The following is a 25148-nucleotide window of genomic DNA, read 5'->3' on the forward strand; positions in this document are numbered from 1 at the left end:
GACGGCGCGGTGCAGCCGGATCCGGCCGGCCGTGACGTCGCCGCCGGCCTCGCCGTCGCCCCCACCGAGCAGCGGGGCGAGCGCCGGTGTGAGATCGCCCGGGGGCGCCTGCTCGGCGAGTTGCCGCAGCGCCTCGACCCTGGCCCAGGCCGGCGGGGCGCCCTCGACCTCGGGGCTGCGGCCGACAGCGACCAGCCAGCCGTTGGCGGTGAGCTCGTCCCGAAACCGGGTGAGCAGGCTCGTCTTGCCGGCCCCGGCCTCACCGCTGAGCAGAGCGACTCGCGGCCCGCTCGCCACCGCCTCGGCGGCTGCCTGCCGAAGCGCCTCCAGCTCTGCCTCCCGGCCGACGAAGACCTCCACCGGCCCCTGCCGCTGGACGCGTAGCGCTGTCGCCGCCGCCGGTGGCAGCAGGTCGAGTCGTTGGCCCAGGATGGCGGACTCCACCTCGACCAGCGCCGGGCCCGGGTCCAGTCCGAGCTGGTCCGCCAGGGTCGTCCGGGCCCGGCGCAGCGCGGCGAGCGCGTCGCCCTGCCGACCGGTACGCCACAACGCCAGCGCCAGCAGCCGCCAGCTCTCCTCCCGCAGCGGCGCCTGCCGGGTCAACAGCTCCGCCTCCGGCACCGCCTCGGCCGCGTCGCCGCAGCGCATCGTCACGTCGAGCAGCAGCTCCCGGGCGCCGAGCCGCAGTTCCTCCAGCCGCAGCACCTCCGGCTGCGCCCACGGCTCACCGGCGAATTCGGCGTACGCCCGACCGCGCCACAGCTCGAGCCCGACGCTGAGCAACCGACGTGCCCGGTCCGGGTCGGCGGGGCCGACCGCACGCGCCTCGGCGAGCAACGTCTCGAACCGACCGGCGTCGACGGCGTCCACAGGCAGCCGCAGCGCGTAGCCCGGTGGCGCGGTGACCAGGACCCGGGCCGGCGCCCGGCGCTCACGGGCCGGCTCCAGAAGGCGACGCAGATGCGAGACGTATGCCTGGAGGGAGGCGATCGCCCGGGGCGGCGGGTCACCCCGCCATAGATCCTCGATCATCTGCCCGACGGAGACGACCTCGCCGCGGGCCGCGAGCAGCAGCGCGAGCACAGCGCGTTGGCGGGGGCCGCCGAGGTCGACCGGCCCGCCTGTGTCGACCTCGACCTCAAGCGGCCCGAGCACCCGTAGCAGCATGACGGACCAATCCTAGTCGCGCTGGTGAGCGGCTCGACCGCTGCCACGGGACACCGGGCATCCAGATCACGGCAGGCGCGCGCTGCTGGCCTCGGCGTCCGTACCGTAGCGGCCACTGCGGCACCCGGCCCGCCGCCGACGAGGGGCACCCGGCGAGAATGCGGCGTGGAGTTTCTCTGTTACCACAGTGACCGGCCCGGCTCGGCGGCCTTGCGCGACGACCTGTTGCCCGAGCACTGGTCGTACATGGACCGGTACGCGGCGGGAATGATCGCCCGTGGCCCGACCTTCGTCGGCGACACGCCCACCGGCAGCGTGCACATCGTCGACGTGCCCGACCCGGCCGCCGCGCGGGCGTTCGCGTTCGAGGAACCGAACTACCAGGCCGGCGTGTACCGGGACGTGCTGCTGCGCCGGTGGCGCAACACGCTGGGCCGCACCATGTGGGACTTCCCTGGCGGCCGGACCGGCGGCACCCGTTATCTGGTGCTCGGCCTCGGCGCCGGGCAGGCCGCCGACCTGGCCGTGCCGCCCGACCCGCACGAGCTGGTCGCGTACGGGCCCCTGCTGGCCGACGACGGCGTCACCTGGCTCGGCACCGCCGCGCTGCTGCGGGCGCCGAACCCGGACGCGGCGCGCGCCATATTGACCGTGGACCGGTACGCCGACATCGAGGTGCACAACTGGCAGTTCGGAGGGCGACCGTCCTGACCTGCCCTGAACCGCCCCGATGCCCCATGGTCAGGCGGTGGCGGGCAGGCCGTCCAGTGGGCGGATCAACGGTGGGCGAGGTATTGCCCGCACCACGCCCGGCGCAGTGCCGGCGTCGGCGAGTGTCCGGTGCCCAGCCGAACCCGCCGGCGTGGGGCGGATCGGCGCTGCGGGGCGTCCGATGTCCCGGAACGGGTCACCGCCCGCACTGCGCCGAGGTCGGGACGCCGCCGTGGCAGGCGTCGGCGGTACGTCGCCCGCCGAGGCGACGGCTCGGAGCCGGCGTGAGCCCGCCGTACGGTTGGCGTCGGAACCCGACGCGGCGGGACGGGTGGCCATCGTCGGGGTGGGACTGCCTCGCCTCAGCGCGGTCGGGCCGGTGCCACCGCCCGGCCCTGCCGGGGCCAGCGCCGCGAAGACGGCGTCGAGGCGGCCGGTCCGAGCGCCGACGGTGTCGAGGCGCACGATCTCCGCACTCCTCGCCGCCGAGCCGTTGACGCCACGAGCGCGCGGGTCGGGCGGGGTGGCATCCAGGTGCCCGGCGTCGCCGCTCGGCACGTCGACGGCCCGGCGTTGGAAGACGACCCGCAGGGCGCGGGGCAACCGTTCGACGGCGACCTGGCGCAGCGCGGGAGCGGCGAACGCGTACCCGTCGACGTGGTGGGGGAGGAGCAGCCCGGCGGCGACCAGCTTGCGGAGCGCGGATGCGGACCGACCGGGCGTCCAGCCGAGTGCCCGGTCCACGGCCGCCCCGGAGATCAGACCACCGAGGGTGCCGGCGGCCATCAGGACCGCCCGCCGCTCACCGTCGAGCTGGTCCAGCTCCGCGCCGACGGCTCGACGTACCGCCTCGGGCAGCGGGAGGGCCGCCGGATCGGCACCGTCCACCAGCGACGTGACGTACGCCGCCGCGTGCCCGGGGCGGCCTCCCACCAGCGGCAGCAGCCGGTCGACCAGGGCCACCGGCTGCCCGGCCCGGGTGAGCAGGTGGCGCAGCAGCCGTCCGGACTGCACAGTGGCCAGTGGTCCGATCGTCATCTGGCGTGCCGGGCCGGGCCGGGTGTCGGCCCACTGCGGCTGGTGCACTGTGAGCAGGGCCAGCGGCAGCCCGCGCTCCGTCGCCGCGCCGAACAGCGCGTGCAGGAAGCGGCTCACCGGGGGCGCGGCCCGGTCCAGGTCGTCGACTGCCACGATCAGTGGCCGGTGGGCGGCCAGCCGCAGCAGGACCTCGCGGCAGATCGCCGCGCCGGCGAGGGCGGCGGCCGAGCCGTCCGGGGTGGTCAGCATCCGCTGGAGCGCCGGAACGGCGGTGGCCACCCGGGTCGGCGGGAACAGCGGCGTCAGGGCGGCGACGAGCCGGTCGTGGACCGCCGCCGGGCCGTCGCTGTGCCGGATCCCGGCGAGGCTGCGGAGCAGGTGCGCGACCGGCGCCAACACCTGATCGGGGTACGGCTGACAGTGCGCCACGCACCAGCGGACCGCCAATCCGTCCACCGTGGTCAGCCCACGGGTCAGCTCGTGCAGCAGCCGGCTGCGGCCACTGCCGGTGGGGCCGACCAGTGAGATCCAGCGTGGCGTCCGGTCTCGGATGGCCGCGCCCAACTGGTCGTGGATGGTGGCCAGTTCGCGGCGTCGACCGATCAACGGGCCGTCGTGCCGGTCGGCGCCGGGGCGTACCGGACCGACGGCGTGCCAGACCGGCACCGGCGGCACCCGACCGGCGACCGGCACCGGCGTGAGCTGACGCTGGGTGATCAGGCCGGCGGTGGCGCGCGCGGTGGCCGCGCAGAGCGCGACGGCACCGGGCGCGGCGTACTCCTGCAGGCGGGCCGCTGTGGTGATCACCGCGCCGCTGGCCACGCCGTGCCCACCGGTGACGACGTCGCCCAGGTCGGCCACGACCTCGCCGGTGGCGACACCGACCCGGACACGCAGCCTGATGCCGTCGACCATGGGCCGTCGGTCCAGCGCGGCCTGGATCTCGAGCCCGGCGCGCACCGCCCGGTACGCGTCGAAGCCGTCGGAGTGCCGAGCGCCGAAGAGCGCCATCACGGCGTCGCCGATGTACTTCTCCACCACCCCGTGCCAGCGGTGCAGCACACCTGCCACGGTGTCGAAGTAGGCCCGTTGCAACGCTCGGACGTCCTCGGGGTCGAGCCGGTCCACCAGGGCCGTGGAGCCGACGATGTCCGCGAAGAGGACGGTGACGACGCGCCTCTCCTGAGGTACCGGCCAGAGCGGGGTGACGGTCCGTTGTGTGTCGACGATGATGCTGGTGGTCATGGGTGTCGCACCGGCCTTTCTCCCCGCTGTTGCCTGATCACCTCCGGAGATTGGCATTAGTGGGCCGACGGGGGATCTGCCGAACGACGTATGTCGGCCACCTGCAACCTTTAGTCGCAAAGTCGACGCGAGGAGTACCACAAGCGGTGGGCGGCCGTAGAACGGTGAGGGGCACTGTGATTAGGCTGCGTGGCATGGCCAGCGATGTGGACACCGCACCGCTCGTGGGCCGGGCCGAGCTGGTGCAGACGGTTCGGTCCGCGTTGCTCGGCGACGCCGCGCACGGGCAGACCGCGGCGGTCTTCCTGACCGGCGAGAGCGGTGTGGGAAAGACCCGGCTCTTGGGCGAGATCGGCGACCGCCTACGGGAGCGCGGCGCCGTGGTGCTCACCGGCAGCTGCCTCGACATCGGCGACGCCTCCCCGCTGCACCCGCTGCTGCAGGCGCTGCGCCGGTTCGACACCGAGGTGTCCGCCTCGCCCGCGCGCACCTCCTCGGCGGTGCGGGGGCTGCTGCAGATGTTCGCCGACGAGACCGCCGGCCCGGACGGCGCCGGCGCGTTGCTGGAGCGGGTCTCCCGTGGCCTGCACCTGATCGCCGAGGGCCGCCCGCTGGTGCTGATCCTCGACGACCTCCAGTGGGTCGACCGCAGCACCCGGCAGCTCCTGCTCTACCTGCTCGCCGGCCTGGGTGATCTTCAGTTGTCGGTGCTGGCGGCGGTGCGCGCCGAGTCGTTGCAGGGCGTGCACCCGTTGCGCCGGGTGCTCACCGAGCTGCGTCGGCTCCGCACGGTGCGGGTGCTCGACCTGGCGCCGCTGGGCCGCGCCGACACCGAGACGCTCGCCGCCGCTGTGGTCGGCCGGACGCTGACCGCGGACGCGGCCGAGCAGGTGTGGCAGCGCAGCGGTGGCAACCCGTTCGTCATCGAGGAGTTGGCCCGGGATCTGCGCGACGGCCGCGACGGCCTGTCCGAGACCCTGCGGGAGATCTTCCTCGACCGGGTCGACGCGCTGCCCCAACACGCGCACGCCGTGGTGCACGCGGTGGCCGCCGGGGTCGAGCCGGTGCAGCACTGGCTGCTGGCCGAGGTGCTACGGATGCCGGAGGACGAGTTGATCGCCGCGGCCCGGGCCGCGGTGGCGCACCGGCTGCTGGTCGGCGCCGACGAGGGCTACCGGCTGCGGCACCGCCTCGTGGCCGAGGTGCTGGCGCACGAGCTGCTGCCGGCCGAACGCTCCGGGCTGCACCGCCGCTACGCCGAGGCGCTGACCACGGCGCCGGGTGAGCTGCACCAGGCCCGGTTGGCGCACCACTGGCGGCTGGCCGGCGAGCCGGCGCGGGCCCTGCCGGCGGCGGTGGCCGCCGCCCAGGAGGCCGAGCGGCTGCACGGTTACGCCGAGGCGCACCGACACTGGTCGGCGGCGTTGCAGTTGGCCGCCGAGCCGGGCCCGCTGACGGTGGACCGGGTCGAGTTGCTCGAGAACGCCGCCGAGGCGGCCCACCACTGTGGGGAGCATGCCCGCGCGTTGGCCCTGCTGGAGGAGCTCGCCACGCTGCGGGGTGGCGAGCCGAGCTGCGCGCTGCACATCCGCCGGGCCCGCTACCTGGCCGCCGCCGGTCGCTCCGCGCTGGCCGAGGAGGAGTACCAGCGGGCGCTCAAGGCGGAGGACTGCTCCCCTCGGGACCGGGCGAGCGCCGCCGCCCGCCTGGCCGAGCTGTTGCTGCACCTGGGCCGCTACGCCGACGCCGGTGAGCGGGCCCGCGAGGCGTTGGCGTTGGCCGAGAACGTGGCGGGCTCGGCCACGGAGGTGGTGCTGGCCAGTTCGGCGTTGGGCTTCAGCGACGCCTGTCTGGAAGACCCGGACGCCGGTCTGGCGGTCATGCGCGACGCCCTCGACACCGCCGAGCGTGCCGGTCAACCCGAGGACGTGGCCTGCGCGTACCTGCACCTGGCGGAGCTGCTGACCGGGCCGCTGAACGTCCTCGAAGAGGGCGTGGTGGTGGCCCGGCGGGGCGCCGAACGGGTGGCCGAGCTGGGGCTGGGCCGCACCTGGGGCACCCGGCTGCTGGCCATCGCCATCAACGGGCTGTTCCGGGTGGGCCAGTGGGCCGAGGCGGAGAAGGTGGTGGCCGCGGCCCTGCGGCACCGACCGTCCGGTGCGGACGCCGTGGAGCTGCTGTTGGCCCGGTGTCGGCTGTCGGTGGGCTACGGCGACATCGAGGCCGCCGGTCGGGACCTCGACGCGGTGGCGACCCTGCTCGCCGGCGGCGGGGCGCGACACGTCATTCCGCTGCTCACCCTGCGCTCCGGGCTCGCCATGTGGGAGGGCCGGCACGACGTGGCCCGGCAGGCGGTGCAGCGCGGCCTCACCGAGAGCCGTTCCGACGACGTGATGATCCTCTCCGCGCTGGTCTGGCACGGACTGCGTGCCGAGGCTGAGGCGCACGCCAGCCGCACGGTGGAGGTGGACCCGACGGCGGTGCGCCGGCTGCGGGACGTGGCCGAGCGGGTGGCCCGCAAGAGCGCCGGTGCCGCCCGGCCGGTGCGCTCGGTGGTGGAGGGCTTCCTCGCGCTGTGCGCCGCCGAGGTGAGCCGCCTCGACGGCAGCGATCCGGAGCTGTGGGCCGTGTCGGCCGCCGAGTGGGATCGACGCAATCATCCCTATCCGGCGGCCTACTCGCGGCTGCGGCAGGCCGAGGCGCTGCTGGCTCGGCGCAGCCGGGTGGCGACCGCCGGCAAGCTCCTGCGGGAGGCGTACCGGGTGGCGCAGGGGTTGGGCGCGGTGCCGTTGACCTCGGAGATCCGCGAGCTGGCCGGGCGGGCCCGGGTGTCGCTGGACGAGCGCGACAGCACCACCGGTGCGCGCAGCGTCCCGGTCGAGGCGTCCGACGACGAGTTGGCGGCGCTCACCGCCCGGGAGCGGGAAGTGCTCGCCCTGGTCGCCGAGGGGTTGACCAACAGGGAGATCGGGCAGCGGCTGTTCATCAGCGAGCGGACCATCGGGGTGCACGTGTCGCACATCTTCGACAAGCTCCAGGTGCGTACCCGCGTGCAGGCCAGCGCGATCCAGTTGCGCAACCAACGGGGCTGACCGACCCGACCACTGAAGTACGTATCCCGGCGCGTGTGCGCGCCGGGATACGTCGTTCTACTGATCCGGTGCCCCGGTGTCGGCTGAGAGGCTGGGCCGCGTCGACGACGGCACGGGGGATGCCGCCGACCACAATGGAGGAAAAATGATCGAACCGGTCTGGGGGCCCGTGCACCGGGACATCGTCGACCTGCTCGCCGATCATCCCGCGGACGTGCCGGCCGTGGTCGATCACCTGACCAAGCTCCAGGACATGCTGGTCCGGCTGCCACCGTTGGAAGCCAGTTGCCCCCTCGCTGACTTCAACAAGCTCTACCTGACCATCACCAGCAGCGTGCTGGACGGGCTGTACGACGACCGCTTCGTCGATCCGGTCTTCCTCTCCCGGCTCGACGTCGAGTTCGCCGCCCGGTACTTCGACGCGATGCGACTGTGGACCGACTCCAGCCCCGGCACCCCGAAGGCGTGGTCGTGCCTCTTCGAGCGGATGCGGGGGCCCGATGCCCGCCCGCTGCCGTCGGCGGCGGCCGGGGTGAACGCGCACATCAACTTCGACCTGCCGTTCGCACTGGTGACCACGTTCGACCACCTGGAGTCGGAGCCGGTCGACGGCAGCGACCAGCACCACGACTACCTCGAGATCAACAACATCTTCGCGGACAAGATCCCCGGCTTGCGCCGGGGTTACCTGGAGCGGTGGCAGCTGCTCATCGACATGCTCAACGGCGACATCGACGACTGGTACCAGGGGGAACTGGTCGAGTACACCCGCGATGTCGCCTGGCGCAACGCGCAGAAGATCTGGCGGTGCCGGCACGATCCGGACGCCCGCGAGTGTGAGCGCACACGGTTGGACGACAACGCCGCGGCGCTCGGCCGGTTGCTGCTCTCGCCCCTCGGGGCGTTCCTGCAGTAGCCGGGACGGGGGGCCTCCGCGCTCCGCCCCGTGGGGGGCGGCGGAGCGCGGGGGCGCGTCCCACCAGTTCCACCCCGCGTGGCCGCCCGAGGTCGGGTCGGTCACGCCGGGGGACAGCCGGTCGGCCCGGGGGGTGTCGACCGTCTGCCACCGTCGGCCGGCCCGGGGGGTGTCGGCCGGCGGTGGGGGAGCACCGAACGGGGGTCAGTTCGACCGGCGTGCGGATCCGGGGGTGTCGGCGGGCCCGGATCGGGTACGCCCGCGCCATGACCGTCCTGGCCCGGCGCCGGCCCGCCGCCCGCCCCCGGCCCGCGCGGCCCGGCCCCCTGCGGCCGGGCGGCCCGGTGTCGCGGCCCACCGCTCGGCCCGGCGCCCGATGACCGGCGTGGTGGCCCGGTTTCCGTTCCGCTTCGACCCGGTGTTCCGCCCGGTGCTGGCGCTGCTGGGGGTCCGCCCGGCGACGGCCTGGGTCGTCGTCACCGAACGGGACCTGATGATCCGGTACGGGCCGTGGCGGCTGCGGACCGAGCGGGACAACGTCACCGCCGTCGAGCTGAGCGGGCCGTACCGATGGTGGCGGGCGATCGGCCCGCACCTGTCGCTGGCCGACGGCGGTGCGACCTTCGGCAGCAGTGCGGCCGGCGGGATCTGCCTGCGCTTCGCCGTACCGGTGCCGGCGCTGCTGCCTGGCGGGCGGCCCCGGCACCCGGCGGCCACGGTGACCGTCGCCGACCCACCCGCGCTGGCCCGGCTGTTCACCGTCACGGACCTGTCCTGAGCAGGCCGAACAGGTGCCCGGTTCCGCCGATCGGGCGCCGGGTCACCGCCTACCGTCAGATCAGGACCTGTGAGGGTGGGACTGGCGATGGCTGACGAGCACCGGGCGAAACCAGGGCGCTGGACCGGGCGCCGCCACGCGCCGAGCGGCCCGGACCCGGCGCTGCGGGCGGCCCGCGATCCGGCCCGCCCACACCGGGGCGGCCGGCACGGCGTCGTGGTGCCCGAACGCGTGGCCACCCCGGCCCGCTCGGCGCCGCCGGCCAGCCCGTTGCGCCGGTGGCTCTTCCAGCACCAGGTGCAGCCGCCCGGCCCCGAGGCGACCGAGGGGCAGAACCGTCGGCACGCCTGGTGGCAGGTGATGTGCCTGACCGGCGTGGACTACTTCTCCACGCTGTCGTACCTGCCGGGAATCGCGGCGGTGGCGGCCGGGGCGCTTTCCCCGCTGGCGACCCTGTTGATCGTCGTGCTCACGCTGTTCGGCATGCTGCCGATGTACCGGCGGGTGGCCCACGAGAGCCCGCACGGTCAGGGTTCGGTGGCGATGTTGGAGCGGTTGTTGCCGTTCTGGCGGGGCAAGATTTTCGTCCTCGTGCTGCTCGGCTTCGTGGCCACCTCCTGGATCATCACGATCACCCTCTCCTCGGCCGACGCCACAGTGCACCTGCTGGAGAACCCGTACCTGCCGGACGTCCTGCACGGGTCCGTGGTGCCGGTCGTGGTGACGGTGGTGCTGCTGCTCATCCTCGGCGGGGTGTTCCTGCTCGGGTTCCGCGAGGCGGTGGTGGTGGCCATCCCGCTGGTCGCGGTCTTCCTTGTGCTCAACGCGGTGATCGTCGTGGTCGCGGTGGCCCGGATCGTCGAGGACCCGGGCATCGTGTCGAACTGGACGGCCGCGGTGACCTCGACCGGTGGCGGCCCGGGCGGGGTGCTGGTCACCGCCGTGTTGGCGTTCCCGCTGCTGGTGCTGGGGCTGTCGGGTTTCGAGACCGGGGTCAGCATGATGCCCCTGGTTTCGGCCGACGGAGCGGACAAGCAGGCCCGGCTCGCCGCCCGGATCCGCAACACTCGTCGGCTGCTCACCACCGCCGCGTTGATCATGTCGGTGTACCTGATCTCGACGACCTTCGTGACCACGGCGCTCATTCCGGCGGAGGAGTTCCGGCCGGGTGGCGGCGCGAACGGGCGGGCGCTGGCGTTCCTGGCGCACACCTACCTGGGGGAGGTGTTCGGCAGCGTCTACGACGTGAGCAGCGTGCTCATCCTCTGGTTCGCCGGCGCCTCGGCGATGGCCGGGCTGATCAACATCGTGCCGCGCTACCTGCCGTCGTACGGCATGGCACCCGAGTGGGCGCGGGCGGTACGCCCCGTGGTGATCGTCTACACCGTCGTCAGCGTCGCCATCACGATCGCCTTTCGCGCCGACGTCAACGCCCAGGCCGGGGCGTACGCCACCGGGATCCTGGCCATGATGGTCTCCGGCGCGGTGGCGGTGACGATCTCCGCGGCCCGTCATCACCGGCGTGGCTCCGCGATCGGCTTCACAGTGCTGACCCTGGTGCTGCTGTACGCGCTGCTGGAGAACGTCATCGAACAGCCGGACGGCATCACGATCTCCGCGCTGTTCATCCTCGGCATCATCGTGGTCTCGTTGGTCTCCCGGGTCACCCGGACCACCGAGCTGCGCGCCGAGCGGATCGAGTTCGACGAGGCGGCCCGTCGGTTCATCACCGAGTCGCTGGCGCACGACGGGCAGCTGCACCTGATCGCGAACAAGCGGCAGAAGGGGTCGGTGAAGGAGTACACGATCAAGGAGCGTGCGCAGCGCGGGATGAATCCGGTGCCCGGGGCCGCGGACGTGCTGTTCCTGGAGATCGACGTGGTCGATCCGTCGGAGTTCAGTCAGGTGTTGCGCGTGCACGGGATGGAGGTGGGCGGCTTCCGGGTGCTGCGGGCCAACAGCCCGGCCGCGCCGAACGCGATCGCCGCGATCCTGCTGGCCCTGCGGGACGCCACCGGCGTCCGGCCGCACGCGCACTTCGAGTGGTCGGAGGGCAGCCCGATCGCGCATCTGGCGCGCTACCTCATCCTGGGCCGGGGGGACACCCCGCCGGTCGTGCGGGAGATCATCCGCCGGACCGAACGGGACCCGCTGCGTCGACCCGGCATCCACGTCGGCGGGTGAGTTCGGCGCTGACGTGGCCGCCATTGGGGCCGGCCCCTGGCACTGGAGCGGCCCCGAGCCGGTGTTTCGGAGGGATTCGGCCCTGTTGTGCCGGTCGGGTGCCGGACGGGGCACCCAAGCGCAATCGCAAGCTTATTCACGTTCGCCTGCCTTGTCACATTTGACCGTCGTATCGTCATTTCGGTGGCGGTAGGGACGTTAGCCACCCCGCGCCTGTTTTGGGGGCGGCCGTGTTCAGATGCACGAGGGGCAGGGAAGTTCTATGTTCACGTACCGAGCGAGTCGACGCCCAGCGCGGCCCAGGCGGCGGTCCCGGTGGTTCTTAACCGGTGGTCTGGTGGCTGGCGGCATGGTGGTGGCGACGACGGGTCTGACCGGCGTGGCGGCTGCGGCGGCCGACCGGGTGACGGTGCCCTGCGACTCCGACCGGCTCATCGCGGCGCTCGTCCGTGCCAACGCCGAGGGTGGCGGCGAGCTTCGCCTGGCGCGCAAGTGCACCTACACCCTCACCGAGGCTTTCCAGCAACCCGACGATTACGACGGCGGCATCCGGGACGCCCGCGAGGCTGCCGACACCGCCGAGAACCCCGGGGACGCCGAGACGCCCCCGCGCGATCCGAAGGACGACAAGGCCGGTCTGCCTGTCATCTACCACGCCATCACCATCCGGGGGGAGGGCGCCACCATCCGGCGCGACCCGGACGCCGAGGAGTTCCGGTTCTTCACCGTCCGCGATGGTGGTGAGTTGGACCTGAGTGACGTCGTCCTCAAGAACGGCCGGTCGGCAGCCGAGGGGGGCAGCATCCACGTGGTCCATGGAGCCGCCGCCGCCGTGCGGCGCACGACGATCATCGGAAGCACCTCCCGCTCCGCCGAGGGAGGCGGTGGCGCGGTCTTCAACGACGGCAACATGGTGATCAGCGACAGCACCTTCGTCGGCAACCGCGCCATCGGCAAGGAGGGCAAGGGCGGAGGGCTGCTCAACGGTGGCGTGCTCACCCTGGACAAGTCGAAGTTCTTCGAGAACACCGCCGCCAGCTATGGCGGTGGGCTCGGCAACTACCGGGGAGCGGCCGAGGTCCACCGGAGCACGTTCGCCGACAACAAGGCGGCGCAGGGCGGGGGCTTCGCCAGTTTCTCGGCGCGCAGCAAGGTCTCGGACGTCCGGGTGATCGGCAACACCGCCGAGGTCGGCGGGGGCATCGCGAACTCGGACGCGGTGCTCTACCTGCGGGGCATGACGATCCGTGACAACACCGCCACGGTCAAGGGCGGCGGCATCTCCACCTTCCAGGGCCTGCTTCCGCTGGACGAGAGCACCATCACGGACAACATGTCCGAAGGCGACGGTGGTGGGATCTACTCGGAGAAGTCCAACCTGCTGGTGCGCCGTAGCGACGTCAGCCGCAACGACGCCGACAAGAAGGCGGGCGGCATCTTCGTCACCATGGGCCAGATTTCGCTGTTCAAGAGCCGAGTGGCCGACAATGTCTCCGACGTTCGGCCGGGCGGCCTCTTCGTGGACAAAGCCCAGGCCAAGGTCGATGACGAGACCGAGATCAGCGGCAACGAGCCCAGCAACTGCCTGGACAGCACGGCGCCGGTTCCCAACTGTTTCCGCTGACCATCAGTGGGGTGGCCCGCCGGGTGGCGGACACCGGTCCAAAACGCACCCGACCCGCAGGAGCGATCGACCGATCGCCGGTGGGCCGGGTGCGCCGGCTGTACCCCTGGCGTAGCTGATGGTCATGCGGGCGACACCTCCGGCGGCGAATGCTCCGAACCAGCCTCCTGGCCTGCCGTCGGCGAGCGGATGGGTGCGCCCTCAGCCCATCGCGCGCAGACGGCCGGAGAGGTCGCCGGCGAAGAAGTCGAGGAAGCCGTCCGGGTCGGGGCCGGCGTTCTGCAGGACGATGTGGTCGAAGCCGGCCTCGACGTACGACCGGACCTTCGCGACGTGCGGTTCCGGGTCCGGGCCGATGGCGAAGAGCTGCCGGATGTGCTTCTCCTCGACGTACGCGCTGGCCGCGTCGAAGTTGACCGGGTTCGGCAGTTCGCTCATCACCTTCCAGCCGGTGACCATCCATCGGCTCGTCTGCAACACCGCCTGCACCGCCTGTTGCTCGTCGGTGGCCCAGGCCAGTGGCACCTCGGCGTAGCGCGGGCCCGAACCCTGGGCGCGGCGGTAGTGCTCGACGATCGACGCGTCCGGCTCGGTGGCGAACAGGCCGTCGCCCAACTCGGCGGCGAGCCGCGCCGACACCTCACCGCTGGCCGCCACCGCGATCACGGGCAGGGTGTCCGGCAGATCGAAGATCCGGGCGTCCTCCAGTTGCAGGTGCCGGCCCTCGTATGACTGGTAGCCGCCCTGCCAGAGCAGTCGGATGATCTCCAGCGCCTCGCGTAGTCGCTCGTGTCGCCCTCGCACGCTGGGGAAGCCCTGCCCGACCACGTGCTCGTTGAGCCGCTCTCCGGCGCCCACCCCGAGGGTGAACCGGCCGTCGGAGATCAGCGCCATTGTCGCAGCGGCCTGCGCGATGATCGCCGGGTGGTATCGGACGGTCGGGCAGGTGACCCCGGTGGCCAGGCGCAGGGTGCTGGTCCTGGCCGCGATGGCGCCGAGCACGCTCCAGGTGAAGGACGAGTGCCCCTGAGCGTCCAGCCACGGGTGGAAGTGGTCGCTCATCTCGACGAAGTCGAAGCCGGCCCGCTCGGCCCGCTCGGCCTGCCGGATGATCTCCTGCGGGCCGTATCCCTCCGCGGCCAGCTTGTAGCCGATCTGCATGCCCACACTCCCGATCCCGTTCGCCGACTGAGACATCGGCGGTTCCCGGTCTCGGCGCGGACAAACGCCGGCGAGCTGCAAACCAGCCTCCTAGGATGCCCTAGCCGGTGTGCGGTGGGCGACGTCAGGCACCAAGGAACCGCCTCCAGCCACCGGACATCGTCACCGCACCAGCAGATCGATCACGCCAGTCAGGTCCTCCTCGCCACCGCCCTCCGCCAGGCGGCGGCGCATCAGGTCGAAGTAGGGAAGGAGCAGTTCGGGGCTGACGCCCTGCTGCTCGGCGGTGCGCAGAAAGGTCGAGGTGCCGGCCACCTGCATGGCGAGAGGGGAGACGACTCCAGTGGTGTAGTCCCCGCCGCGCAGCTGGTCGGCGGTCTGGTGCACCGCCGGGACCATCGCGACGAGCCAGTCGGCGAGCAGTGGCGCGAACGCCGCCGGGTCGATGTCCTCCCGACGGATCAGGGCGAAGGCGTGCGCGGCCCCGGCGAACATTCCGTACATGGCGCTGAGCAGAGCCACGTCGTGCAGGGCCGCGAAGCCGGCGTCCTCGCCGACGTAGGTGGTGCCGACGGGGACGCCCAGCGTCTCCCGGTGCCGTTCGAACAGCGCTCGCGAGCCGCTGTAGAAGGCGTAGCCGCCGGCCTCCGGGACGCCGACCATCGGCGGGACAGCCATGATTCCACCGTCCAGGTAGCGCGCGCCGCGGCTGCGGGCCCAGGCCGCGCGGGCGCGGGCCTGGGCAGGGGTGCTGGTGGTCAGGTTGACCAGGTCCCGGCCGACCAGGTCCACGCCAGCCAGCACCTCGTCGACCGAGCTGTCGTCCAACAGGCAGACGACCACCAGGGTGCTCGCCGCGACCGCCTGAGCGGCGCTGCCCGCGATCCTTGCCCCGTCGGGCGCGAGCGCTGCGGCGCGGGCCGGGGTGCGGTTCCAGACGGTGAGCGGGTAGCCGGCGGCAAGCCAGGCGTGGGCCAGCGCGGTACCCATCGCACCGAGTCCCAGCATCGTGACGGAGGGCTTCTCCACAGTGTTCGGTTCCATGCCGATTAGGCTGGTCATCGGTCCCCAGATGATCAAGTACGCACTTCGGAGTGCGTGGTTACCCGGGGGTGAGCGAGCACGTCGGAGGGGTGGGTATGGCGACGGTGAACCGGCCGGGCACCGCGGACGGACACACCTGCGGTATCGACACCGCGATGGAGGTGATCGGCGGCAAGTGGAAGGTGCTGATCCTCTGGGCGCTCCACGAGCACCCCCTGCGTCGCTTCGGCGAGCTGCGTCGACTGCTTCCGGGGATCACCGAGAAGGTGCTGGCCTCCCACCTACGGGAGATGGAGGCGGACGGCGTGGTGCACCGCGTCTCCTACGACGAGGTGCCGCCCCGCGTCGAGTACTCGTTGACCGAGGACGGCACGCGCCTCAACGAGGCCCTGGAGCCACTGGCCGCCTGGGGACGCGACCGGTCGACCGGTCGACGGTCGGGGGAGGAGACGGCCTAGTGATCCTGCGCGACCTCGTCGAAACCGCGCCGGCCCGTGCCCCCGCAGTGGGGACACGGGCCGGGGTACGTCTGTCGTCTACTTGGAAGGCTCGGGCAGCTTGCAGTCGACCTTCGGGTTGGCGCCGATGTAGTTCAACGGCCCGGCCACGATGGTGACCAGGATGGTGCCGGCCTCGGCGCAGTTGGTGTCGTCGCCGCTGTAGTAACCGCGCTGGCCACCGGCGATGGCGCCGATCACCAACCAGATCACGACGATGACTCCGAGAATCGAGGTGCCGCGCATCGCTGCCTCCTGAGGTATGTGGTGGATCTGAGGTGCAGCCGTTGTACCCAATCGGGTCGCGCGGCTAACGGTTGCGTGCTACGGACCCCCGCCGGATCCCCCATCCGGCCGATGCCGTCCGTCGTTGTGTACCGCCCGGGTATCCGCCGCCCGCACCGGGTAGCGCCTGTCGGCTATCGGATCCGCGACCGACCTCGCCGTCATCCGGGTGAGGGGACGTAGAACTGCCTCACGGCCCCGCCGAGGAGGACTCATGGACGCCCCGACACCGCCCCTCTATATCGACCGCCCCGAGGACGTCGCGGTCGCGGCCCGCGCGCTTGCTGGCGGCGCGATCGTCGCGGCGGCGTTCGCCAACTTCTACGTCATCGTGACGCGTCCCGACGCGGCCACCGTACGCCGGGTCAACCTGGCCAAGGGCCGTCCGGTCCACCAGGTCGGCAGCATCACCACCGCGATCGGCCGGATCCCCGGGATGTTCGACTGGACGCGGATCTCGCCGCGGTTGCCTGTCGGTCGGGTGCGGGCGCTGATGGACGCCCTCTACGGGGCCGGGCCGTTCGGCTTCCGCGGGCCCGCGGCGGATCGGCTCCCCGAGCACCTCACCCAGATCGACCAGGGGATGCGGACCACCCAGGTGATCGCACCAGGGCTGACCTGCCCGTCCAACGCCTTCTTCGAGCGGGCGCTCGCCGAGACCGGAACGGATCACCTCTACATCACCTCGGCGAACCGCTCCCGGCATCTCACCGGCGCGGCGGAGGAACCGGCGCACTGGAAGGCGGGCGCCCTCGCCGCCGACTTCGCCCACCTCGATGATCTGGTGGTGCTGGTCCACCGGGACGAGGCCGCGGCCCGCGCCGCGTACCCGGGCTACCTCACCACCTCGGTCACGCTGCTCTCGTTCCACGCGCCGGAGGGTGACCTCGAAGAACCGCCGGTGCTCACCGTGGACCGGCACGGATCGCTGCACCTGGACGACGTCCGCCGCGCCGCCGCGCCGCTCGGCCTACAGGTACGCCTGGCCGGAGGTGCCCGGGAACGATTGCGGGTCCGGGGGTACGCCGGGGCACTGGTGTGAGCGGCTACCGCATCGGCCTGGTGGTGCCCAGTTCCAACACCACGATGGAAACCGAGATCCCGGCGATGCTGCGCCGACGCGAGGTCGTCGATCCGACGGTCCGCTTCACCACCCACGCCAGTCGGGTACGGCTGCGTCAGGTGACGGCCGACGAGTTGGCCCGGATGAACCGCTCCGCCCTGCGCTGCGTCGCGGAGCTGGCCGATGCCCGCTGCGATGTGCTCGCGTACGCCTGTCTGGTGGCGGTGATGTGCGAGGGCGCCGGCGCGCACGAGCGGGCCGAGCGGCGGTTGGGTCGCGCGGCCGTTCGCGCCGGGCACGACATGCCGGTGGTGACCAGTGCCGGCGCGCTGGTCGCCGGGCTGCGGGCGCTGGGTGCCCGCCGGGTGGCCCTGATCGCGCCGTACCTGCCGCCGTTGACAGCGACTGTCGCCGCCTACCTCGCCGCGTACGGCGTGCAGGTGACCGACTCGGTGAGCCTCTGCGAGCCGGACAACGTGGCGGTCGGGCGCATCCCCGCGGCGCGGCTGGTCGAGCTGGCCGGTCGTCTGGACGTGACCGGCGTGGACGCGGTGGTCCTCTCCGCCTGCGTGCAGCTGCCGTCGTTGGCGGCCGTGCCGCAGGTGGAGGCCCGTCTCGGGCGCCCGGTGCTCACCGCGGCGACGGCGACAGTGCATCAACTGCTCACCGGTCTGGGTGTCGAACCGTACGTGCCCGACGCGGGCCGGCTGCTGGCCGGCCCGATTCCGCGGTGAAGGGCGGGTTTGGTTCAGTGCGGCGGTGACGGGGCCTCCGGCGGCTTGCCGTGGCTACGCCGGAAGTCCGCGTAGGCCACGCCGACCAGGACCAGCAGCCCGCCGAGGGAGGCGAAGACCGGCGGCAGGTACAGCAGGGCGGGGGCGATGGTCAGCAGCGCCAGCACCCCACCGGGTCGGGACCACGACACCCGGCTGAACACCTCGTACTCGAACGAGGCCCGGCCGGCCAGGAACAGCGCCGGGCCGCCGAGGATCACCGCCAGCCAGGCCGGCGGCGTCCGCCCGGTCGGCTCGTGCAGCACCAGGTGGAAGCCGGCCGCCGTGGTGACCACGCCGGCGATCATCAACAGGTGGGTGTACGGCGCGCTGAACAGGAACTTGCTGGGCGACTGGGCCGCCTGGATGGCGGTCGGCAGCAGCTCGCCGGACTTGTGCACGTAGATCCGCCAGAGCAGCAGCGTGGTCAGGAACGCCACCGCGAAGGCCCCGATGTTCTCGGCCTCGTTGTGTTTAATGCTGAACATGGTGCCGATCGTCAGGATGGCGTCGCCGAGCGCGATGATGAAGAACTGCTGGTAGCGCTCAGAGAGATGCTCCGCGGTGACGTTGCGTTGCTTCTCGGGCACCACCCCGAGCCCCGGCACCGGGTACGCGAGCCGGAAGCCGAGGTAGTCGATGGCGAGCGCGACGGCCCAGCACGCGATCCGGGCGTCCCCGCTGACGAACGCGCCGATGAGCCATGGAATCGCCGACACCGTGAACCAGACGAAGATGCGGGCCGCCCGACGCTGGGTCTGCGGTTCGCGGCGTACGGCCGGCATCAGGAACAGGCCACGCCCCAGGTGGATCGCCACGTAGGTGCCGGCGAAGACGAGCCCCCGATCGTTGAACGCCTGCGGGATCGCCGTGGTCATCAGCAGCGCGCCGAACATCACGGCGCTGATCAGCAGCTTGATCTCGGTGCGTTCCGGGTTGTACAGGTCGGTGACCAGTGTGGTGATCGCCCAGGTCCACCAGACGGCGGCCAGCATGATCAGTGCCTCGGCGGCACGGTGCCAGTCGAGCTGGTCGACCATTCCCCGTGAGATGAGCGCCAGTGCGACCACGTACACCAGGTCGAAGAAGAGTTCGAGGAGGGTGACCCGGCGTGGGGCCTCCGGGTCGCGCACCGGCGGACCGCTGGCCCGTGGCGATCCGGGCTCCGGCGCGGCGAGGTGCACGGGATACTCCTGCGGAACCGCTCGACTCGATGGACCTGTCCGGTCCACCTCTACGGACGGTAACGAGCGGGCGAGCGCGGGATCCGGCGTTCGCCCGCTCGTCCCCCGACCGGGTCGTGTCGGGTGGTTACCCCGCTTGCGGGGGCGTCGACGGCTTCGCGCCGCCGCGAGGGGCGGCGAGGGCGTCGACCAGGCGGCGGGCCGAGCCGGCCAGGTTCCATCGTTGGGCGAGCTCGAGCAGCCGGTCCGGGTCGGCCGGCGCGCTCGGCAGCGCGGTGGGCAGCTCCGGCAGTGGCACGTCCAGGGCGACCCGGACCACCGTCGGCGCGACGCCCAGGTAGTCGCGCGCCGCGACCAGCTTGGCGCGCAGGCCCGGTGCGAAGGACGAGTCGGAGTCGTCGAGCGCGGCCAGGATGCCGGCGATGCTGCCGTACCGCTCGATCAGCCGGGCGGCGGTCTTGTCGCCGACGCCGGCCACCCCGGGCAGCCCGTCGCTCGGGTCGCCGCGTAGCGCGGCGAAGTCGGCGTACCGGTCGGCGGGCACACCGTAGCGGGCCCGTACGGCGGCGTCGTCGCAGTCGTCGAGCTTGGCGACGCCGCGCCCGACGTAGAGCAGCCGGACCGGTCGCGCATCGTCGACGAGTTGGAACAGGTCCCGGTCGCCGGAGACCACCTCGACCGGGCCGGGCTGGGTCACTGAGAGGGTGCCGAGCACGTCGTCCGCCTCGTAGCCGGTCGCGCCGACAGCGGTGATGCCCACCGCGGTCAGCACCTCCAGGATCATCGGCACCTGCGGGGAGAGGGTGTCCGGAACGATCTCGCCGCCCTGCGGGGCGACCCGGTGCGCCTTGTACGACGGCAGCAGGTCGACCCGCCACGCCGGGCGCCAGTCGTAGTCGAGTGCGCAGACCATCCGGTCGGCGCCCCGCACCCGGATCAGGGTGGCGAGCATGTCGAGGAAGCCGCGCACCGCGTTGACCGGGGTGCCGTCCTCGGCCTTGGCGGCGGACTCCGGTATGCCGAAGTAGGCCCGGAAGTAGAGGCTGGCTGCGTCGATCAGCAGGATCGGGGGTCGGTGTGCCACGCCGGACAGCCTGGCACAACCGTCCGACGATCTGGCGTACGCCCGGCCGCCGGTGATGTCAGCGTCGCTCGTCGGGCCGGTAGACGGTCTCGCGTCGGGCCAGGCGCTGCACGACGTAGCTGGTCACCAGCAGCAGGATCGCGACCACCACCTCGACCCAGGCCGCGACGCCGTCGGCGACGGTGACCCCGATGACCAGCAGGACCAGGCCGACGAGTGCGAGGACCCCGGCCCACAGTTGCCGGCGACGGCGGGTCGCCGCCCTGCTCGCCTGGTTCGCTGCCACGTGGTCCTCCCGGTGGGGAGTCCGGGCTGCTCCCCGATCCCAGACTATGGCTCCCGGTGGCGTTCGGTCGGGGAAACCGACGCGCGGACCGCTGCCGGCCGTCGACGCAGAGCATTCCAATCTGAAACGGACTATAGTCGGGACGGAACCAATGGAGGTAGCCGGTGCGGCGAGAGGATCTTGCCGATGCGGACTGCGGCATCGCACAGGCGCTCGGCGTGCTGGGGGACTGGTGGACGTTCCTCATCGTGCGTGACGTCGCCGGCGGGACGACCCGCTTCGACGCGCTGCAACGCGAGCTGGGCGTCAGCCGGCGGGCGCTGACCGAGCGCCTCGCCGCCCTGGTCGAGCACGGTGTGTTGGAGCGCCGACCGTATTCGCGACACCCACCCCGGTACGACTATCTGCTCACCGCGAGGGGCGAGGGGCTGTTGCCGGTGCTGATCGCGCTGCAGGACTGGGGGACGAGGCATCTGATGGGCGACGGTGACGTGACCGCGACGGCCGGCGCGGGCTCGGCCGAGGCGCGCCGCGCGCAGGACCTGGTCGGCCGACGGTTGCCCGCTGTCGTCCTGCCCACCGCCGACGGGCAACCGGTGGCGGTGGCCGCGACGGACGCGTGGACGGTCCTCTACCTGTTCCCCGGGGCGTACGCGCCGGGGACGCACGGCTATCCGCCCGGCTGGGCGGAGATTCCCGGCGCCCGTGGTTGCACCCTGGAGTCGACCACGTACGCCAAGCGTCATCCGGACTTCGTGAGAGCCGGTGTCCGGGTGTACGGCATCAGCACCCAGCGGCCCGACCAGCTCGCCGACTTCGCCGCGTACGCCGAACTGCCGTTTCCGCTGCTGTCGGATGAGGACGGTCGGCTGGGGGCGGGGTTGCTGCTGCCGGTGTTCCGCGCGGGCGGGATGACCCGGTTCAAGCGACTGACCCTGCTGGTCGACCCGACGGCGGTGGTGCGGGCCGTGCAGTTCCCGGTCACCGACCCGGCCGGCTCGGTGCAGGAGATGCTCGCCCTGGTCGGTGAGCACGTAGGGGCCCCCGGCTGACGCCTTTCGCGTCGACCGGGGGCACCTGCGAGCCAGCTGGTCCGGGGACCCTGCGGGCGGGGCGTCAGGCCGGGAGCGTCCAGCGCTGGTTGGCACCGGCGAAGCAGTCCCAGATCTGCAACCGGGTGCCGTCGGCGGAGCTGTTGTCACTGGCGTCGAGGCACTTGTTCGACTGCGGGTTGCGCAGCGTGCCGTTGGACTGCGCCTGCCAGACCTGCGCGCCGCTGCCGTTGCAGTCCCAGAGTTGGACCTTCGCGCCGTTGGCGGTGGAGCCGCTGGTGATGTCGGCGCACTTGCCGAGGGCGCGCAGCGTGCTGTCGCTGGCCACGGTCCAGGTCTGGGCGTTGGTGCCGTTGCAACCCCAGAGCTGGACGGCGGCGCCGTTGGCGGTGCTCGCCGAGGCCACGTCGACGCACTTGCCGGCGATCCCGGTGATCTGACCGGTGCGGCCGGTCGGCGGCGGGGTGGTGCCGCCCATGATGGTGTCGTACATGGCGCTGAGCAGTGAGGTCGAGCCGCTGGTGTCCTGCGACAGCTCCCAGTTCATCACGCCGCCGGCGTTGGCCAGGGCCCACTGCGTCTTGCGCTTGACGGTCGGAATGCCGTTCCAGCACTGCTGGCTGCCGCCGATGGTGGCGCAGTCCCGGTTGGCGTTCGCCGGGTCGAGTCCGACCAGGTAGGAGTAGTTGTAGTAGACGGGGCGGCTGTAGAACGGGATGCCGAGGACAGCCTTGCTGGCCGGCAGGCCGCGGGCCTTCCACAGGTTGATGCTGTTGATCGACCAGTCGTAGTTGGCGTGCGGGCTGCCGCCGTCGTACGCCATGATGTTGAGCCAGTCGACCTGGTTGAACACTGCCGTCTGGACGCCCTGGACGCTGCCGCCCTCGCTGACCACGGCGGCGGTGAGCAGCTTGCCGCGACTGTGCAGGGCGCTGCTGAGCTGCGTCATGAGGGCCGTGTAGTTGTTGGCCGAGGCGCCCGGGTCGGGGTACTCCCAGTCCATGTCGACGCCGTCGAGGTTGTACTGGTTGACGAAGTTGATCAGGTTGTTGACGAAGTTGGTGCGGCTGGTGGCGTTGGCGGCGAGCGTCTCGAAGGCCGAGTCGTTGCCGTCGTTCCAGCCGCCGACGGCGATGGAGACCTTGACGTTGTTGGCGTGCCCCTGCGAGACCAGCGAGGAGAGCCGGGCCCCGTCCACCCCTTGCAGAGTGCCGTTGCTGTTGGGCAGGACGAAGGCGTAGTTGATGTGGGTGAGCTTGTTGTACTGGATGGTGTTGATGTTGCCGGCCCAGGAGGGCATGTAGCCGACGCTCTTGAAGTTGTTCGGCAGCACCACGGCCTGCGCGGCGGTGGGAATGACGGTGAGGGTGGCGCCGGCCGTGGCGAGCGCGAGCAGGCCGGCGGCGAGGGCGCGGCGCAGTGGTGAGGACATCGGGGGCCTTCCCGTGGGCGGGGGACGACACCCGCCCGCGCAGGTTTGTCGCGGGCGGGGGGTGCGGGGACGCAGGGACGGGTGGGCCTCGAGGCAGCCAAATCTTAAAGAGTGTTAACTGTCCGCGTCAATCAACGTCGATGGATTTTCCGACGATCGGTGTCGATATGGGGTTTGCCCAAACGACCGTTAAGCTGACGGGGTGGGAATCGACGAGCTGTATCCGCCGGATCGGTTGATCGCCGCGCAGCGCGCGACGGCCGCCGCGGGCCTGGACGCCCTGCTGCTCACGCCCGGCTCCGACCTGCGGTATCTGACCGGGTACGACGCCCACGCGGGGGAGCGGCTGACCTGCCTGGTGCTGCCCGCCGAGGGCGAGGCGACCCTCGTCGTGCCCCGGCTCGAACGCCCGGCCGCCGAGGCGTCCCCCGCGCCGGCGACCGGGGTGCGCATCGTCGACCACGTCGACGGCACCGACCCGTACCCCCTGGTCGTCGCCGCCCTCGACGGCCCGGTCGCGGCGGTCGGGCTCGCCGACCGGATGTGGGCCGAGCAGGTCCTCGGCCTGCGCGCGGCGCTGCCCGACGCCGCGCAACGGCTCGCCGGAGAGGTACTGCGCGAGTTGCGGATCCGCAAGTCCCCGGCGGAGGTCGCGGCGCTCACCGAGGCCGGCGCGGCGATCGACGAGGTGCACCTGCGGATGGGCGAGTGGCTGCGCCCCGGTCGCACCGAGGCCGAGGTCGCCACCGACATCGCCGCGGCGATCCGCGCCGCCGGGCACGTCACCGTCGACTTCGTCATCGTGGCGGCCGGGCCCAACGGAGCCAGCCCGCACCACGGCACCTCCGACCGTCCGATCGGCCTCGGCGAGCCGGTGGTTGTCGACATCGGCGGCACCATGGCGTCGGGCTACCGCTCCGACTGCACCCGCACCTACCTGGCGGGCGGGTCGGCGCCGGCCGACTTCCTGGACTACTACGAGGTGCTGCGCGACGCCCAACGCGCCGCCGTCGAGGCGGTGCGCCCCGGGATCACCGCCGCGGCGGGCGACGCCGCTGCCCGAGCGCCGATCGCCGCCGCCGGCTACGGTCCCGCGTTCCTGCACCGCACCGGCCACGGCATCGGCCTGGACGGGCACGAGGAGCCCTACCTGGTGGCCGGCAACGACCGACCCCTCGACGCCGGCATGGCGTTCTCCATCGAACCGGGCATCTACCTGGCGGGCCGGCACGGCGCCCGCATCGAGGACATCGTCGTCTGCACGACGGACGGCGTGCAACGGCTCAACACCACCCCCACGGAGCTCATCGCGCTATGACTGTCGACCGGATCCTCCCCACCGACGAGGCCCACGACCTGCTGGGTCTCGCCACCGAGCTCGCCGACGGCGAGCTCGCGCCGAAGGCCGCGGCCTTCGAGGAACGCGCCGAGTTCCCCCGCGAGGTGCTGCGCACGCTGGGCCGCGCCGGCCTGCTCGGCCTGCCCTACCCCGAGGAGTACGGCGGCGCGGCGCAGCCGTACGAGGTGTACCTGCAGGTGCTGGAGATCCTGGCCAGCCGTTGGCTCGCTGTCGCCGAGGCGGTCAGCGTGCACACCCTGTCCTGCTACCCGGTGGCGGCGTTCGGCAGCGACGAGCAGCGCAAGCTTCTGCCGGACATGCTCGGTGGCGAGTTGCTGGGCGCGTACTGCCTCTCCGAGCCGCAGGGTGGCTCGGACGCGGCGGCGCTGACCACCCGGGCGGATCGCGACGGCGACGCGTACCTGGTCTCCGGCACCAAGGCGTGGATCACCCACGCCCGCACTGCCGACTTCTACAACGTCTTCTGCCGCACAGGCGGGCCCGGTCCGAAGGGGATCTCCTGCCTGCTCGCCGACGCGGGCACGGCCGGTATCACCCCGCAGGCGGCCGAGCGGACGATGGGGCTGCGCGCCTCCCCGGTGGCGCAGGTCGCCTTCGACGAGGCGCGGGTGCCGGCCGACCGGTTGATCGGCGGCGAGGGGATGGGCTTCACCATCGCGATGTCCGCGCTGGACTCCGGCCGGCTGGGCATCGCGGCGTGCGCGGTCGGGCTGGCCCAGGCCGCCCTGGACTACGCGGTCTCCTACGCCCGGGAGCGGCAGCAGTTCGGGCGCTCCATCATCGACTTCCAGGGGCTGGGGTTCCTCCTCGCCGACGCGGCCACCCAGATCTCCGCCGCTCGCGCGCTGACCCTGGCGGCGGCCCGGCTGCGCGACGCCGGCCGCCCGTACGCCATCGAGGCGGCCAAGGCGAAGCTGTTCGCCACCGACATGGCGATGCGGGTGACGACCGACGCGGTGCAGGTGCTCGGCGGCGCGGGTTATGTGGCCGACCACCCGGTGGAGCGGTACATGCGTGAGGCGAAGGTGTTGCAGATCGTGGAGGGCACCAACCAGATCCAGCGGATGGTGATCTCGCGGGCGCTGGCCAAGGGCTGACGGCGGTACGTGGCGGTGGGGCTGCGGTGGGGGTGTCACGGCCCACCGCGGTCCGCCACTCGGGTACCTCGTCGC

General features: G+C 72.3%; 21 protein-coding genes. 12 read left to right on the top strand and 9 right to left on the bottom strand.

Annotated elements, in window-relative coordinates:
* The coding region (locus KBX08_RS24675) for a BTAD domain-containing putative transcriptional regulator (RefSeq protein ID WP_210785759.1) at positions 1–1167 on the bottom strand (1167 nt) is incomplete at its 3' end.
* 165 nt (positions 1168–1332) lie between these two features.
* Between KBX08_RS24675 and KBX08_RS24680 the strand changes: the two genes are divergently transcribed.
* A complete protein-coding gene (locus KBX08_RS24680; protein WP_210785760.1) occupies positions 1333–1878 on the top strand; it encodes a YciI family protein in 546 nt (181 codons plus the stop codon).
* Between the two features lie 30 nt (positions 1879–1908).
* On the opposite strand, the gene KBX08_RS24685 is transcribed toward KBX08_RS24680, so the two are convergent.
* Complete coding sequence (locus KBX08_RS24685) at positions 1909–4161, bottom strand: adenylate/guanylate cyclase domain-containing protein (RefSeq protein ID WP_210785761.1); 2253 nt, start codon at positions 4159–4161, stop codon at positions 1909–1911.
* 194 nt (positions 4162–4355) lie between these two features.
* Here KBX08_RS24685 and KBX08_RS24690 point away from each other — a divergent pair, with 194 nt between their 5' ends.
* From KBX08_RS24690 to KBX08_RS24710, 5 genes are all read left to right on the top strand, one after another.
* On the top strand, positions 4356–7253 hold the full coding sequence (locus KBX08_RS24690) for a LuxR family transcriptional regulator (RefSeq protein WP_210785762.1): 2898 nt from the start codon (positions 4356–4358) through the stop codon (positions 7251–7253).
* A 145-nt stretch (positions 7254–7398) separates the two neighbouring features.
* A complete protein-coding gene (locus tag KBX08_RS24695; protein WP_210785763.1) occupies positions 7399–8169 on the top strand; it encodes a DUF5995 family protein in 771 nt (256 codons plus the stop codon).
* 376 nt (positions 8170–8545) lie between these two features.
* Positions 8546–8947 (top strand): hypothetical protein, encoded by a 402-nt coding sequence (locus tag KBX08_RS24700; RefSeq protein WP_210785764.1) that lies wholly within the window; start codon positions 8546–8548, stop codon positions 8945–8947.
* Between the two features lie 87 nt (positions 8948–9034).
* Positions 9035–11131, top strand: a complete 2097-nt coding sequence (locus KBX08_RS24705) for an APC family permease (protein WP_210785765.1) — start codon at positions 9035–9037, stop codon at positions 11129–11131.
* 262 nt (positions 11132–11393) lie between these two features.
* Positions 11394–12755 carry a right-handed parallel beta-helix repeat-containing protein gene (locus KBX08_RS24710; protein ID WP_210785766.1) on the top strand — a complete coding sequence of 454 codons (1362 nt, stop codon included), beginning with the start codon at positions 11394–11396 and terminating at the stop codon, positions 12753–12755.
* Positions 12756–12956: 201 nt separating this feature from the next.
* Here KBX08_RS24710 and KBX08_RS24715 read toward each other — a convergent pair whose 3' ends face one another.
* Both KBX08_RS24715 and KBX08_RS24720 read right to left on the bottom strand, forming a co-directional pair.
* Complete coding sequence (locus tag KBX08_RS24715) at positions 12957–13916, bottom strand: TIGR03557 family F420-dependent LLM class oxidoreductase (protein ID WP_210785767.1); 960 nt, start codon at positions 13914–13916, stop codon at positions 12957–12959.
* A gap of 162 nt (positions 13917–14078) precedes the next feature.
* Positions 14079–14960 carry an NAD(P)-dependent oxidoreductase gene (locus tag KBX08_RS24720; RefSeq protein ID WP_210785768.1) on the bottom strand — a complete coding sequence of 294 codons (882 nt, stop codon included), beginning with the start codon at positions 14958–14960 and terminating at the stop codon, positions 14079–14081.
* Positions 14961–15055: 95 nt separating this feature from the next.
* On the opposite strand from KBX08_RS24720, the gene KBX08_RS24725 reads away from it, so the two are divergent.
* Complete coding sequence (locus KBX08_RS24725) at positions 15056–15418, top strand: helix-turn-helix domain-containing protein (RefSeq protein WP_210785769.1); 363 nt, start codon at positions 15056–15058, stop codon at positions 15416–15418.
* A 78-nt stretch (positions 15419–15496) separates the two neighbouring features.
* Here KBX08_RS24725 and KBX08_RS24730 read toward each other — a convergent pair whose 3' ends face one another.
* The gene (locus KBX08_RS24730; protein ID WP_007460667.1) at positions 15497–15703 is read right to left on the bottom strand and encodes a hypothetical protein; all 207 of its coding nucleotides are present in this window, start codon (positions 15701–15703) and stop codon (positions 15497–15499) included.
* Positions 15704–15956: 253 nt separating this feature from the next.
* On the opposite strand from KBX08_RS24730, the gene KBX08_RS24735 reads away from it, so the two are divergent.
* Complete coding sequence (locus tag KBX08_RS24735; protein ID WP_210785770.1) at positions 15957–16784, top strand: hypothetical protein; 828 nt, start codon at positions 15957–15959, stop codon at positions 16782–16784.
* Positions 16781–17539: an aspartate/glutamate racemase family protein gene (locus KBX08_RS24740; protein ID WP_210785771.1), complete on the top strand. Its 759-nt coding sequence runs from the start codon at positions 16781–16783 to the stop codon at positions 17537–17539. Before KBX08_RS24735 ends, KBX08_RS24740 begins: the two co-directional genes overlap by 4 nt.
* A 14-nt stretch (positions 17540–17553) precedes the next feature.
* Here the strand turns inward: KBX08_RS24740 and KBX08_RS24745 are convergent, their stop codons facing one another.
* The 3 genes from KBX08_RS24745 to KBX08_RS24755 form a co-directional block, all read right to left on the bottom strand.
* On the bottom strand, positions 17554–18762 hold the full coding sequence (locus KBX08_RS24745) for a low temperature requirement protein A (protein ID WP_210785772.1): 1209 nt from the start codon (positions 18760–18762) through the stop codon (positions 17554–17556).
* Between the two features lie 127 nt (positions 18763–18889).
* A complete protein-coding gene (locus KBX08_RS24750; RefSeq protein WP_210785773.1) occupies positions 18890–19846 on the bottom strand; it encodes a 5'-3' exonuclease in 957 nt (318 codons plus the stop codon).
* A gap of 58 nt (positions 19847–19904) precedes the next feature.
* A complete protein-coding gene (locus KBX08_RS24755) occupies positions 19905–20132 on the bottom strand; it encodes a hypothetical protein (protein WP_112588019.1) in 228 nt (75 codons plus the stop codon).
* Positions 20133–20296: 164 nt separating this feature from the next.
* Here KBX08_RS24755 and KBX08_RS24760 point away from each other — a divergent pair, with 164 nt between their 5' ends.
* Positions 20297–21184, top strand: a complete 888-nt coding sequence (locus KBX08_RS24760) for a winged helix-turn-helix transcriptional regulator (RefSeq protein WP_210785774.1) — start codon at positions 20297–20299, stop codon at positions 21182–21184.
* Between the two features lie 64 nt (positions 21185–21248).
* Here KBX08_RS24760 and KBX08_RS24765 read toward each other — a convergent pair whose 3' ends face one another.
* The gene (locus KBX08_RS24765; protein ID WP_210785775.1) at positions 21249–22616 is read right to left on the bottom strand and encodes a glycosyl hydrolase family 18 protein; all 1368 of its coding nucleotides are present in this window, start codon (positions 22614–22616) and stop codon (positions 21249–21251) included.
* A 202-nt stretch (positions 22617–22818) separates the two neighbouring features.
* Between KBX08_RS24765 and KBX08_RS24770 the strand changes: the two genes are divergently transcribed.
* Complete coding sequence (locus KBX08_RS24770; RefSeq protein WP_210785776.1) at positions 22819–23934, top strand: Xaa-Pro peptidase family protein; 1116 nt, start codon at positions 22819–22821, stop codon at positions 23932–23934.
* A complete protein-coding gene (locus tag KBX08_RS24775) occupies positions 23931–25073 on the top strand; it encodes an acyl-CoA dehydrogenase family protein (RefSeq protein WP_210785777.1) in 1143 nt (380 codons plus the stop codon). Before KBX08_RS24770 ends, KBX08_RS24775 begins: the two co-directional genes overlap by 4 nt.
* Positions 25074–25148: the final 75 nt, after the last annotated feature.

Origin of the sequence: Micromonospora sp. H61 (assembly GCF_018070325.1) — a bacterium.
Lineage (GTDB): Bacteria > Actinomycetota > Actinomycetes > Mycobacteriales > Micromonosporaceae > Micromonospora > Micromonospora salmantinae.